Raw genomic sequence first — 12122 nt, forward strand, 5'->3', positions numbered from 1 at the left:
GAAGGACGGCGGGGGTGACAGCACTCCCGCCGCCCCGAATGTCCCGCAAATTCACGAATGCAATCGAAGAAGCGAAGAAGCGCTGATGCTTCTGTGCGGCACTTGTCTGAGGGAATGACGGTCATGACAAGCTGGCAGAACAATCGAGCCGCGCGCGATGCGCGCATTGCCGCGGGAGCCGGCTTTGCCCGCGGCAAGGTCGTCGAAGCACACGACGTCACGCGCCTGCTGGAGGCCGTGATCCGGCCGGGCGACCGGGTTTGCCTGGAGGGCGATAACCAGAAGCAGGCGGATCTGCTGAGCCGCGCGCTGCTGGCTGTCGATCTGTCCAGGGTCAACGATCTGCACATGGTGCAGTCGGGTGTCGTTCTGCCCGAACATCTGGACCTGTTCGACCGCGGCGTCGCGAAGCGGCTCGACTATGCCTATTCCGGACCGCAATCGGCGCGGATCGCGCGCATGCTGTTCGGCGGCAAGATCGAGCTCGGCGCGGTCCATACCTATCTCGAACTGTTCGCCCGCTATTTCATCGACCTCACGCCGCACGTCGCGCTGATCGCCGCCGTCAGCGCCGACCGCGAGGGAAATCTCTACACCGGCCCGAATACCGAGGACACCCCGACCGTGGTCGAGGCGACCGCGTTCAAGGACGGCGTCGTGATCGCACAGGTCAACGAAATCGTCGACACCGTTCCGCGCGTGGACATCCCGGCGGACCGTGTCCATTTCATCGTCAAGGCCGACAAGCCGTTCTTCGTCGAGCCGCTGTTCACGCGCGATCCGGCCGCGATCACGGAAGGCCAGATCCTGACAGCGATGCTCGCGATCAAGGGCATCTATGCGCCCTATGGCGTACAGCGGCTCAATCACGGCATCGGCTTCAGCACGGCCGCGATCGAGCTCCTGCTGCCGACATTCGGCGAGAGGCTGGGGCTGAAGGGGACGATCGCGACCCACTTCGCGTTGAATCCCCATCCCGCGCTCATTCCCGCGATCGAGTCCGGCTGGGTGCGGCAGATTCACTCGTTCGGATCGGAGGTCGGCATGGACGACTACATCCGCGCCAGATCCGACATCTACTTCACCGGTCCCGACGGCTCGTTGCGCTCCAACCGCGCCTTCTGTCAGACCGCCGGGCTCTATGCCTGCGACATGTTCATCGGCTCTACGCTGCAAATCGATCTGCAAGGGAACTCGTCGACCGTCACCGCCTCGCGCATCGCGGGCTTCGGCGGCGCCCCGAACATGGGAGCGGACGCCCGCGGGCGGCGTCATCCGAGCGAGCCCTGGCTGAAGGCCGGAGCGGAGGCCGATCCCGACAGTCCGGCGCCGCTACGGCGCGGCCGCAAGCTGGTCGTGCAGATCGGCGAGACTTTCGGCGACAAGAACGTGCCGCTGTTCGTCGAGAAGCTCGATGCGATCGAGCTCGCGGAGAAGCTCAATCTCGAACTCGCGCCGGTCATGATCTATGGCGATGACGTCACGCACATTGTCACCGAGGAAGGCGTGGCGAATCTCCTGCTGTGCCGGACCGCGCAGGAGCGCGAGCAGGCTATCCGCGGCGTCGCCGGCTACACTGATGTCGGTCGCAGGCGCGATCGCAACATGGTCTCGCGCCTGCGCGAGCGCGGCGTGATCCGCAGGCCGGAAGATCTCGGCATCAATCCGCTCGACGCGGATCGCAGCCTGCTGGCGGCGCGCTCGATCAAGGACCTCGTGCGCTGGTCGGGCGGACTCTACGCACCGCCGTCAAAATTCAGGAATTGGTGAGGGACGGACCATGGAAGATCTCAACTTTCAACACCAGGTTCGCGCGCGAGCCGGCGGCACCAGGCAAAGCGCGATTGTCGGCGTGGTCGCTTCCGGAAATCTGGAAGTGCTGGTCGAGCGGAGCTTGCCGGATGCGGAATGCGCCGTGGACGTCAAGACTGCGGCCGTGGGCTTCGGAGCAGTCTGGAGTGCCGTGATCAGCGATTTCGTCGAACGCTATTCGCCGGGCGGGCTGAAGTTCTCGATCAATGACGGAGGCGCGCGTCCCGATACGGTGTCGCTTCGGCTCGCGCAGGCGGTGCGATTGATCGCGGAGGCCGGCCAATGACCGCTCCGCTCAAGGACATCAGCCCGGCCGAACGGGCCCGCAACACCAGCTTCTACGAGGCGTCGGCCCGCACGCGACTGGAGCTGCTGCTCGACGCCGGCAGCTTTGTCGAGTTCATTGGGCCGGAGCAGCGCGAGGTCAGCCCGCATCTGAAGATATTCGACCTTCCCGAGCAATTCGACGACGGCATCATCGTCGGTCACGGCCGCCTCGACGGCTCGCCGGTGTTCGTCGCCGCGCAGGAAGGCCGCTTCATGGGCGGCGCGTTTGGTGAGGTACACGGCGCCAAGCTGATCGGGCTGCTCCGCGCCGCGCGCCAGATCGGCTCGACCCCGGTCCTGATCCTGCTCGATACCGGCGGCGTCCGCTTGCAGGAGGCGAATGCCGGCGAGCTTGCTATCGCCGAGATCATGCGCGCAGTGATGGAAGCGCGCAGCGCCGGCGTGAAGGTCATCGGCCTGATCGGCGGCAGGTCCGGATGCTATGGCGGCGGTGGCCTGATCGCAGGCTGTTGCTCCGTTCTCGCCGTCTCGGAGCCGGGGCGCATCGCAGTGTCGGGCCCCGAGGTGATCGAGACCAATCGCGGCGTCGAGGAGTTCGATTCCCGCGATCGCGCCTTGGTCTGGCGGACCATGGGAGGCAAGCATCGCCGTTTGCTCGGTGCCGCCGATGTTTTCGTCGACGACAATGTGCAGGATTTTCGCGTGGCCGCGCTGGAGCTGCTCGGCCTGGTCGGACCTTTCGGTCTCGACAGGCTGAGGGCCGAGCAGCGGCGGCTTGCCGACCGGCTGCGCAGCTTCGGTGACTGCGGTGATGCCGTGGACATCTGGACGGCGGAAGGCATCGCGCATGCCGAAGCCGTTCCCGAGCTGCCGGCCGATGAATTCATTGCCCTTGCCAACCGGATCGGGAGGACCAGCCGTGACGCTCGATGATATCCTCGCTTCGCTCTTTCCCGCCGGCCATGAGGTGAGGAACGACAAGGGCGTCATCCTCGGCTCGGCGACGCTGCGATCCGGCGGCCGGATCCTCTTGCTTGGTGTTGCAGACCGGACGGCGCTAGGCGTCGACGAAGCGATCAGGCTATCGGGCCACGTCCTGGAGTCGATCGACCGGGACTCCGGGCCGATTCTGGTCCTCGTCGACAGCGACAGCCAGCGCATGAGCAAGCGTGACGAATTGCTCGGACTGAACGAGTTCCTCGCGCATCTGGCCAAGGTGCTGATCCACGCGGACATGCACGGTCGTCCGACGATCGGTCTTCTCTACGGCCACTCGGCTGCGGGCGCTCTGCTTGCGACGGGTCTTGCGACGCGCGTGCTGGTCGGATTGCCCGGGGCCGATCCCGCAGTGATGGACCTGCCGTCGATGGCGAAGGTCACCAAGCTATCGATTGAGGCGCTGCAGGAAAAGGCGAAGTCGACGCCGGTATTCGCGCCGGGCCTGTCCAATCTCGCGCAAATGGGCGCCGTTCACATGACGTGGAGCAATGCCAATTCGCTCGCCGAGCAGCTGGAGGCGCTGCTCGCCGACATGCCTGCTGAGCATGATCGGCGGGATGCGCTCGGCAAGGGGCGCGGTGGCCGGTTGAAGGCCGCCGATATCGCGGAGCGCGTTCGTGACCTCGCCCTGCAAACCCGGTGAACGGCCACCCGGTCGTCACGACCTCGTCTTCGTCAGCCCCGCAGGCTGGCGCGCGATGCTGGATGCGCGCGGTGATCTCGCAACCGAGTCCCTTCTGGCGCGCTGGCCTCGAATGAGATGGCCGACGGTCAGGCGACGCGCTTTGCCATCCGAGGCGACCGGCCTCGCCTTGGGCCTGCCCTTGCCGCCTTCGGCCGGCAAGAAGCGGATCTCGCTTCTGGTCGATATCGACCACGTCGCCTCGGTCGCGAGGCCGCCGTTGCTGCGGCAGACGCGGGCTTACGCGCCGCGCAACTGGTGGCCCGCGCTCGACCGGCTCGACGGGCTGGCACTTCGCCATGCGGTGGACGTGCGCGTGTTCGGCAGCCTGGCCTGGCAGGCGCTGACCGGGCTCGACTACGTTACCGGCCGTTCCGACCTCGATGTCCTGTTCGAGTTTCGCCGCGAAACCGACATCGATCGCTTCGTCGCCCATGTCGCCGCGATCGAGACCGGCGCGCCGATGCGGCTCGATGGCGAGTTGATGGGTGCCGACGGCGCTGCGGTCAACTGGCGCGAATTCCACGGCGGCGCGAGCGAGCTTCTGGTCAAGAGCATCGAGCGGGTGGTTCTGCTCGGTAGGCATCAATTCGTGTCGGGAGCGATGGCATCATGATCACCACGGCCGCAAGAGGCGTGGAACGGCCATCCCTGCACCGGGCGCAGACGGTGCCTGATGTCTCTGCAATCGGCGCCGTCGCCGCCGATTGCCTCGTCAAGGAGCTCGAAACCTGGCCGAAGCCGGGTCTGGTGAGCCATGTCGACAATGGCAGCCACGACGATATGGATGCCGGCACGTTTCGTCGCAGCGCTGCGGCGATCAGGCCCTATCTGCAACAGCTGGCCGACGCGGGCGCGTTTGGCTGCGGCATGGGACGGCTGCGAATCATCGGTCTTGAGGCGGAGCGCGCCATGTTCAATGCGACGTCGGGGATCAACACCCACCGCGGCGCAATCTTCGGGCTCGGCCTGCTGTGCGCGGCGGCCGGCGCGAAAGCCGGCGGTTTGGTCGATCCCGGGCTTCCGCTCGGCGCTGTCGTGGCGCGTCTGTGGGGCGACAGCATCCTCGGCGGTCCAGTGTTGCTGCACAGCCATGGCAGCGTGGCGCGCCGCCGTTTTCGCGCGGGCGGTGCGCGTATCGAGGCCGCGAACGGATTTCCCAGTGTCTACGGAATCGGCTTGCCGGCGTTGCGCAGGGCCGCGTCGGTCCTGCCGGAGAATATGGAAGCTGCCCGGGTCGAGGCGTGCCTTGCTCTGATCGCGTTCGTCGAAGACACCAACCTCCTGCATCGCGGCGGGCTCGACGGCCTTCGCTTTGCGCATGATGCGGCGCGTCGCTTCATCGCTTCAGGCGGCGTCGGCGCGTCCGGCTGGCGTGCACAGGCGCAGTCGATCCACGAAAGCTTCGTTGCCCGTCGCCTCAGCCCGGGTGGATCGGCCGACCTGCTTGCAATGACACTCTTTGTCGACGCCCATGAAAGGCCGATTCCATGACGTCCAACGCGATCCTGATGGCGCTGGTGCCGGTCTTCTTCGTTCTGTTGCTGGGATACGCCGCCGGAAAATTTCATATCGTCGACAATCTTCACGTCGACGCCCTCAACGCATTGGTGATGGATTTCGCGCTGCCGGCGTCGCTGTTCGCGGCGACAGCCTCGGCGTCGCGCCGCGAGATGATCGAGCAGATCCCGCTCTTTCTGGTGCTCGGCGTGACGATGCTGCTGCTCTATCTCACCTGGTATTTTGCTGCACGCAGCTTTTCCAAGGTACCCCGGTCGGAGGCATCGTTACAGGCATTGACGATCGGCTTTCCGAATCTCGCCGGCGTGGGCCTTCCGATCATGACGTCAGTCGTGGGGCCGGCCGGCACTGTGCCGGTTGCCGTCGCATTGGCGGCGGGCTCGATCCTCATCAGTCCGCTGACCCTGATCATGGCGGAAATGGGCGCCGCCAAGGCTCGCGGCGAGCAAATGGCGGCACGGCAGGTCCTGAGAGCAATTCGGCGTGCGATCACCAAGCCGGTGGTGCTCGCGCCGGCGCTTGGCATCCTGTTCTCGTTATCTGATGTGAGCCTCGACGCGTTGGCCCGTGCAAGCCTCGCGCTGATTGGAAGTTCGGCTGCCGGCGTCGCCTTGTTCCTCACCGGAGCCATTCTGTCGGCGCAGTCGTTTCGACTGGACTGGAAGGTCGTCGCTGCAACATTGGCCTCGGACATCGTGCGCCCGCTGTTGGCAGTCGCGGTCATTCGCGTCATTCCGGTCGCGCCGGATGTCGCGAAGACGGCCATTCTGCTCGCCGCCGTACCTTCCGGCTTTTTTGGAATCCTGTTCGCCGTCAACTACCGGCTGGATTCCGCCAGGGCGGGATCCATGGTCATTGCGAGTACCGCGTTCAGTGTCGTGACCCTGGCGATTGCGATCGCAACGCTCTTTCCGAACTAGGCGACGGCGATGACGCTTGCGATCCTGTGCTCGGGGCAAGGCAGGCAGCACCGGGAGATGTTCGCCCTTACCGGCGACGCACCGGAAGCTGCGCACCTGTTTGCCCATGCGGCGACATTGCTCGGCGGCAGGGATCCGCGCGATTTCGTGCGCAGCGAGCCCGACGAGGCCCTGCATCGCAACCGCGCCAGCCAGATCCTGTGCACCTTGCAGGCGCTGGCCGCCACGGCGGCGCTCAAGGATGTCATTCCGCATGGCGCCGTCATCGCCGGCTATAGCGTCGGCGAGGTTGCGGCCTGGGGCGCCGGGTTGTTCGAAGCGGCCGTCACGCTCGACCTCGTCGCGCGCCGTGCGGAGGCCATGGACGCCTTCACGCACGCCGGTGATGGCCTGGTCTTCGTGCGCGGACTTTCTCGTGGCGACGTCGACCGCCTCTGCGTGCGCTGCGGCGCGGCGATTGCCATCATCAATCCCGGCGACGCCTTCGTGATCGGCGGGAGCCGGGAGGCATTGAACGCAATCGCCGCAGAGGCGCGGGCGATGCACGCGGCAATGGTCGTCGATCTGCCGGTCGAGGTCGCTTCCCACACTGAACGGCTCGCCGGAGCGGCGGCGGCGTTTCGCGAGGTATTGCGGTCGGCGCAGGTCACGTTCCCGCCGGCTGCCGGCGCGCGCATCCTGAGCGGTATCGACGGCGCTACGGTCGTCTCCGCCGAGATCGGCCTCGACAAGCTCGCCGCGCAGATCTCGCAAACCGTGCAGTGGGCAAATTGCCTGGAGAGCTGCTTTGAGGCGGGCGCCACGATTTTTCTCGAGCTTGGACCGGGACAGGCGCTCAGCAAGATGGTTGCGGAGGTCGAGCCCGGATTTCCGGCGCGCTCACTGGATGATTTCAGGAGTCTTCAGGGTGTCCGTGCCTGGATTGCGCGTCACCTCGGCGCCTAGCGCCGATTGGTCCGAACAGAGGCCGCAATCGATCGTGCAGTGCTGTCGAAAAAAGGGGCCGCCTTGGGGGAGGACGGCCCCTAGATGCTCGTATGCCCAGGGAGGAGAGAGGCTCGAGCGGTGACTTGGGGGTCTTGGTCACCTAACACGCACAGCATCGCCGATCCCGTAACCAAAGTATTTCACGAACCCCTTCTGTTTCTCATTTCGCATGATTCACAGGAAGTCCGCGGGCAGCATGTGAGCCACGGTCTTCGATGTCGAAGCCGGATCGCGGGCGGAGAGCCTGGCCGAAGCCGATGCGTTCCGGCTGGCGCAGCGCCAGCGCGCGGGCGTGTCGCCCGTCACGCGTTTAAACACGGTCGAGAAATGCGCCTGCGTGCAGAAGCCAACGGTCAGCGCGACTTCGACCAACGCCGTCTCGGAATTCGACAGCAGCAATTTCGCATGCTCGATGCGCTGGTGCAGCAGGTATTCGCGTGGCCGGTATCCCGTCGCGGCGCGAAACTGGGCCGCGAAATGCATCCGCGACAGTCCCGCCACCTTGGCAAGCTCGGACAGGGTGATGCCGTGGTCAAAGTTCGTCCCGACATACTCCTCGACGCGCCGCAGCCGCCATTTCGGCAACGCATTGACTTTCGCGTGAGGGAGCTCGCGCCGGGCGATGTGCATTGCCAGCGTCCGGCCGATACAGCGTGCGAATTCCCGGTCGACCGAATGGCCGCGTTCGGTCAACGCTTTCGCAAGCTGCTCGGCAAACGGGTCACGGAGCAGGACCAGGTCGTTGAGGCCTTCCGGCGCGGCGGGTCCTGCTCCGGGCCGTAGAGGCGAAAAATAACGGCCGGCAGAGACGTGGAAGTGCAGGAAATCGCACGGCGCGTAGAACTGCGCACTGAGCCGCTGCGACGGTGCGCCGATATACAGCGTGCCTGCGGGCATGACGCCGTCAAAGACGGTGTGACGACCTCTGGTCAGTTTGACGCGTGTTGTTTTCAAGGCGATGGCCAGGAAGTATCGGTCGCAAGGTGTCCGGGCTCCTTCGTGCCTTATGCCTGTTTGTGCAGAGATCCAGCGCGAGATCGTGATGTCCTCGGACGCGATGCCGGCATGTTGGCCGGGCTGGCGCCACCTTCGTTCGAGGGGAAATGCGAGAGACTCTTGCAGGAAAGCCGGTTCGCGCTGGCTGGGCTGATACGTCACCCGGGCGCCGGCCGCTTGCATATCAGTAAGCATCGTTCGTCCCCTATCCTGGATTCTGCTGCCGTCGGGACGGCAGCAGAATGCAATTGATCCGTGTTCGAACGATAGGTGCGACCGCGTCGGGAGGCTCGTTAAGGAAGCTGAAGCGGTATTAGATTTTGCAAATGCGAGTGGGTGCGACCGCGGGTCGTGAAAAATTCAATTGGAACAAAGGGAAAAACCGTGCTCGTCCCCCCAGCCGCGGACTGGACTATTGCGGCCCGTGGCTTGCCAGCGCCTCTTCAAGGCAGCGAATGATTTCGTCACCGCTGGACGGCTTGCCGAGATAGCAATGCGCGCCTGCGGCCATGACACGCTGACGCACGGTTTCGCTCGGAAAAGCCGTCATGAAGATGATCGGGAAACGGCGGCCGGCGGCAATCAGCCGGGCCTGCAGCTCGTCACCGGTGATCTCGGGCATCTGGACGTCGGCGATCATGCATTCCGGATCGTCTCCCGGCGCCCGCCGCAGGAAATCCAGACCGGATTCGTAGGCCTGGGCCTCGTAGCCGACCGAACGCACGAGGCTCGCAAGCGAGGCGCGAACGCCTTCGTCATCGTCCACGATCGCAATCACCGGGGTCTTGGCCATTGGCGTACAATCCTGACCGCGGTGTTCCGCAAGGAGGATATCTCCCTTGGCACGGCCGATGACGCCCTATATGCACCCGGGACGGTCCCGCCGGAATTATACTCAGGTTTGGTCCGTAGTCCTTCGGGTCTGGGAAACCCCGAGCGCCTCGGCCTTGCGGACGAGGTCGGCCAGCGACCGCACCTCCATCTTGCGCATGACGTTGCCGCGGTGGATCTTGACCGTGATCTCGCTGAGGCCGATCAGGGCGGCGACCTGCTTGTTCATCAGGCCGGCGGTGACATGGCCCATCACCTCGCGCTCGCGCGCCGTCAGGGTCTCGTATTGGGCGCGGATATCCTCCTTGGTCGCGGCTTCGGCACGGTCCTGCGCGTCGCGCTCGAGTGCCGCCGTGACCGCATCGAGCATGTCCTGGTCGCGAAACGGCTTGGCGAGGAAATCGACCGCGCCGGCCTTCATGGCGCGCACCGACATCGGAATATCGCCATGGCCGGTCATGAAGATGATGGGATGTCTGATGCCCTGCCGCACGAGCTGGCCCTGCAGATCGAGCCCGCTCACGCCGGGAAGGCGGACGTCCAGCACGATACAGCCTGGGCGGTCCGGGAGTGAGCCGCCGAGCAGTTCGGCGGGCGAGGCGAACAGGCGCGTCTCGAGGCCGACGGATCGGAACAGGCTGTCGAGCGAGGCGCGGATTCCGGCGTCGTCATCAACGATGATGACAATCGAGTTGACGGATTGGGCGGGCGGCTGCACTTGGTCTGGTCGTGTCATGGTCCCGGATGTTCTTCGGCGTATGGCAGGGTCAGGCGGAATGTCGCCCCCGCGCCGGGCGTGCTCTGGACCGACAGCCGGCCGCCGTGAGCTTCCACCGTCGTTCGGCAGATCGCAAGTCCCATGCCCATTCCCCCGGGTTTCGTCGTGAAGAACGGATCAAACAGGCGCGGCATGTCGTCAGGCCTGATACCGGGACCGCTGTCCTGGACCATGATGGCGAGACGCTCGCCGTCAATGGCGCTGGCGCGCAGCTTGACGGTGCGGGAACCGGGCTGGTCCGCCATGGCCTGGCCGGCATTGACCAGCAGATTGATGAGCACCTGCTGAAGCTGAATCCGATCGCCGCGAATTGGCCTCAGGCCATGCTCGATCTCGGAGGTGAGGACGACGTCGTCATTGGCGAGCTCCCGCGCGACCAGAAGGGCCGCGTCCTCGATGATCTCGGCGATATCGATATTGTCCTGCTGGACGGGCGCTTTCTTCAGGAAGGTCCGGATACGAGCTACGATCTCGCTGGCACGGCGGCCTGCCGCGACGACCTGGGCGATCGTGGCCGCGACCTCGTCCAGATTGGGCACCTCGCGCCGCAGCCAGCGCAGGCCGGCCTCGCCGCTGGTGACGATCGCCGCCAACGGCTGGTTGACCTCGTGGGCAATCGAGGCGGTGAGCTCGCCGAGGGTGGCGACGCGCGCGGCATGGGCCAGCTCCGCCTGCGCCGCGAGCAGTGCATCCTGCGCCTGCTTGCGCTCGGTGATGTCGACGACAAAGGCGAGCACGTTGCGATCGCCGTGGGGCCCGGACGGAAACGTGATCGTGAACAGCACGGGAACCTTGCGCCCGTCGAACCTGACAAGCTCGGTCTCGCCTTCGTAGAACGGCTCGCCTTCCGCAAAAGCGATCAATGCGCCGAGGAAACTCCGGTCGTTCTCACCGAGAAGCAGGTCCACATTCTCGATAAAGGCCGAGGCACCGTTTGCACCTGCCATCTTTTGCAGGGCCGGATTGACGTCGGTGATTTTGGCGAGCCGGCGGGCATTCCGCACGAAATCAGGATGTTGCGCCAGATGGTCGCGAAGGCCGGCTGCCGCGGTGTCCAGCGATCGCAGTGCGATTCGGACTTCGCTCCAGTCCTCTTCGACCACGCCGATCCGGCTGGCGTCGAACATCCGGCGGTATCGCTGCTCGCTCTGCACCAGTGCGCTGTGCGCGACCACGCGGTCGGTGACGTCGGTATGCGTCTCGAGAACCCCGACGGGCTTGCCGAGACGGTCGTGTTGCAAGGCCCATCGGGCATCGACGGTGATCACGGCGCCGTCCTTGGTCCGCTGCTGCACGCGGCCTTCCCATCGGCCCGCGCCGAGCAGGCCGGTTTCGATGACTTCGCGCCGGTCGGGATAGGTGGTTTGCAGAAGCTTGTCGGCGAGCTGTCCGACCGCCTCGTCGACCGACCAGCCATAGGCCTGCTCGGCGGTCTTGTTCCAGAAGGTGATCACGCCACCGCGATCCCTGACGAAGATCATGTCATGCGAGAGGTTGAGCAGGCGCGCCTGCGCCGCGAGGCGCTTCGTCGCCGCGTGATTCTGCAGGGCCAGCAGGGTCGTGATCCCGATCGCGGCGAGGCTCACCAGCGCACGAACGGTGGGCGAGGCGATGCTCTCCAGATCGTGCGACAGCAGATAGGCGATAACCGTCAGGACGACGCAGCCGGCCGCGGCGACGATGGTATCGTCGCGCCGGTTGGTCTTCGCCGCGAGCAGGACCGCCACGACATAGAGAACCGCGACCGCGCCCTCGAGCGGCGTCAGCACGTCAACCAGGAAGACCGCAATGGCAAGGATGGCGGAGCAGAACCGCAAACCGGCGCGGCTCATGGATGAACCCGTGGGTCGATCATGAGTCGTTATCGTCACTGGCAGTCGCTCTTCTCATACCTGCGCGTTGATGCCGCGATTTGATCGCGTTCACAACATCCCGCGGCGTGATTTTCGTGCTCTCGTGGAAGACCTGCGCGCCACGCAATCCGGCGAAAGTACCGGCAGCCGGCATTCAGGGGAGAAACCGGCCGGCTCGCGTGGTTCCATCGGCGAATTTGTGCAAAAGCGCGTCAACTTACCGCAGGCACCGCACGCCGCGATTCGCGTCCGCATCAGCGATGCCGGTCATCGCAGCACCGTCGCGCCCACCCGGCGAACATGCCGCGATCATACCTAGGTATGACACGATTAACCCGAGAACCTATCGATGCACCCGCGCGTAGAATGGATCGCGCGAACCGCCGAACTACTCTGCTCCCACGACATTCGGACAAGCCGATCAGGCGATGCCGGATCGAAAACGGGACAAGGAG

13 protein-coding genes are annotated in these 12122 nt (G+C 65.2%); 9 read left to right on the forward strand and 4 right to left on the reverse strand.

All coding sequences use genetic code 11. From position 1 onward, the window contains the following. Positions 1 to 123 precede the first annotated feature (123 nt). Genes mdcA through AC0L3J_RS28560 form a run of 8 tightly spaced genes read left to right on the forward strand, consistent with a single transcriptional unit; the run spans position 124 to position 7167 of the window. Entirely contained in the window at positions 124 to 1770 is a 1647-nt protein-coding gene (mdcA, locus tag AC0L3J_RS28525) for a malonate decarboxylase subunit alpha (RefSeq protein ID WP_473349192.1), read from the forward strand. 10 nt (positions 1771 to 1780) lie between these two features. Beyond that, entirely contained in the window at positions 1781 to 2098 is a 318-nt protein-coding gene (gene mdcC, locus AC0L3J_RS28530; protein WP_473349193.1) for a malonate decarboxylase acyl carrier protein, read from the forward strand. Continuing rightward, positions 2095 to 3033 carry a biotin-independent malonate decarboxylase subunit beta gene (locus AC0L3J_RS28535; protein ID WP_473349194.1) on the forward strand — a complete coding sequence of 313 codons (939 nt, stop codon included), beginning with the start codon at positions 2095 to 2097 and terminating at the stop codon, positions 3031 to 3033. The genes mdcC and AC0L3J_RS28535 overlap by 4 nt, the downstream gene beginning before the upstream one ends. Then, positions 3020 to 3742, forward strand: coding sequence for a biotin-independent malonate decarboxylase subunit gamma (gene mdcE, locus AC0L3J_RS28540; protein WP_473349195.1), 723 nt, complete (start codon positions 3020 to 3022; stop codon positions 3740 to 3742). Before AC0L3J_RS28535 ends, mdcE begins: the two co-directional genes overlap by 14 nt. Next, a complete protein-coding gene (gene mdcG, locus AC0L3J_RS28545; protein WP_473349196.1) occupies positions 3717 to 4397 on the forward strand; it encodes a malonate decarboxylase holo-[acyl-carrier-protein] synthase in 681 nt (226 codons plus the stop codon). The genes mdcE and mdcG overlap by 26 nt, the downstream gene beginning before the upstream one ends. Further along, positions 4394 to 5275, forward strand: coding sequence for a triphosphoribosyl-dephospho-CoA synthase MdcB (mdcB, locus tag AC0L3J_RS28550; protein ID WP_473349197.1), 882 nt, complete (start codon positions 4394 to 4396; stop codon positions 5273 to 5275). Before mdcG ends, mdcB begins: the two co-directional genes overlap by 4 nt. Next, the gene (locus tag AC0L3J_RS28555; RefSeq protein ID WP_473349198.1) at positions 5272 to 6222 is read left to right on the forward strand and encodes an AEC family transporter; all 951 of its coding nucleotides are present in this window, start codon (positions 5272 to 5274) and stop codon (positions 6220 to 6222) included. The genes mdcB and AC0L3J_RS28555 overlap by 4 nt, the downstream gene beginning before the upstream one ends. A 9-nt stretch (positions 6223 to 6231) precedes the next feature. Beyond that, positions 6232 to 7167 (forward strand): acyltransferase domain-containing protein, encoded by a 936-nt coding sequence (locus tag AC0L3J_RS28560; RefSeq protein ID WP_473349199.1) that lies wholly within the window; start codon positions 6232 to 6234, stop codon positions 7165 to 7167. A gap of 216 nt (positions 7168 to 7383) precedes the next feature. Here AC0L3J_RS28560 and AC0L3J_RS28565 read toward each other — a convergent pair whose 3' ends face one another. From AC0L3J_RS28565 to AC0L3J_RS28580, 4 genes are all read right to left on the reverse strand, one after another. Further along, the gene (locus AC0L3J_RS28565; protein WP_473349200.1) at positions 7384 to 8400 is read right to left on the reverse strand and encodes a helix-turn-helix domain-containing protein; all 1017 of its coding nucleotides are present in this window, start codon (positions 8398 to 8400) and stop codon (positions 7384 to 7386) included. A gap of 217 nt (positions 8401 to 8617) precedes the next feature. Continuing rightward, positions 8618 to 8998 carry a response regulator transcription factor gene (locus tag AC0L3J_RS28570; protein WP_473293706.1) on the reverse strand — a complete coding sequence of 127 codons (381 nt, stop codon included), beginning with the start codon at positions 8996 to 8998 and terminating at the stop codon, positions 8618 to 8620. Between the two features lie 102 nt (positions 8999 to 9100). Further along, positions 9101 to 9772, reverse strand: a complete 672-nt coding sequence (locus AC0L3J_RS28575) for a response regulator transcription factor (protein ID WP_456768691.1) — start codon at positions 9770 to 9772, stop codon at positions 9101 to 9103. Beyond that, positions 9769 to 11646 (reverse strand): PAS domain-containing sensor histidine kinase, encoded by a 1878-nt coding sequence (locus AC0L3J_RS28580; protein ID WP_473349201.1) that lies wholly within the window; start codon positions 11644 to 11646, stop codon positions 9769 to 9771. Before AC0L3J_RS28580 ends, AC0L3J_RS28575 begins: the two co-directional genes overlap by 4 nt. A gap of 70 nt (positions 11647 to 11716) precedes the next feature. Between AC0L3J_RS28580 and AC0L3J_RS28585 the strand changes: the two genes are divergently transcribed. Then, positions 11717 to 11986: a hypothetical protein gene (locus tag AC0L3J_RS28585; protein ID WP_473349202.1), complete on the forward strand. Its 270-nt coding sequence runs from the start codon at positions 11717 to 11719 to the stop codon at positions 11984 to 11986. Positions 11987 to 12122 lie beyond the last annotated feature (136 nt).

Source organism: Bradyrhizobium sp. Kon37, assembly GCF_055807535.1.

Excerpts from the sequence above, each read along its gene's own strand:
- mdcA (WP_473349192.1), top strand. The coding sequence starts at position 124 with ATGACAAGCTGGCAGAACAATCGAGCCGCGCGCGATGCGCGCATTGCC.
- mdcC (WP_473349193.1), top strand. The coding sequence starts at position 1,781 with ATGGAAGATCTCAACTTTCAACACCAGGTTCGCGCGCGAGCCGGCGGC.
- AC0L3J_RS28535 (WP_473349194.1), top strand. The coding sequence starts at position 2,095 with ATGACCGCTCCGCTCAAGGACATCAGCCCGGCCGAACGGGCCCGCAAC.
- mdcB (WP_473349197.1), top strand. The coding sequence starts at position 4,394 with ATGATCACCACGGCCGCAAGAGGCGTGGAACGGCCATCCCTGCACCGG.
- AC0L3J_RS28555 (WP_473349198.1), top strand. The coding sequence starts at position 5,272 with ATGACGTCCAACGCGATCCTGATGGCGCTGGTGCCGGTCTTCTTCGTT.
- AC0L3J_RS28560 (WP_473349199.1), top strand. The coding sequence starts at position 6,232 with ATGACGCTTGCGATCCTGTGCTCGGGGCAAGGCAGGCAGCACCGGGAG.
- AC0L3J_RS28565 (WP_473349200.1), bottom strand. The coding sequence starts at position 8,400 with ATGCTTACTGATATGCAAGCGGCCGGCGCCCGGGTGACGTATCAGCCC.
- AC0L3J_RS28570 (WP_473293706.1), bottom strand. The coding sequence starts at position 8,998 with ATGGCCAAGACCCCGGTGATTGCGATCGTGGACGATGACGAAGGCGTT.
- AC0L3J_RS28575 (WP_456768691.1), bottom strand. The coding sequence starts at position 9,772 with ATGACACGACCAGACCAAGTGCAGCCGCCCGCCCAATCCGTCAACTCG.
- AC0L3J_RS28580 (WP_473349201.1), bottom strand. The coding sequence starts at position 11,646 with ATGAGCCGCGCCGGTTTGCGGTTCTGCTCCGCCATCCTTGCCATTGCG.
- AC0L3J_RS28585 (WP_473349202.1), top strand. The coding sequence starts at position 11,717 with ATGCCGCGATTTGATCGCGTTCACAACATCCCGCGGCGTGATTTTCGT.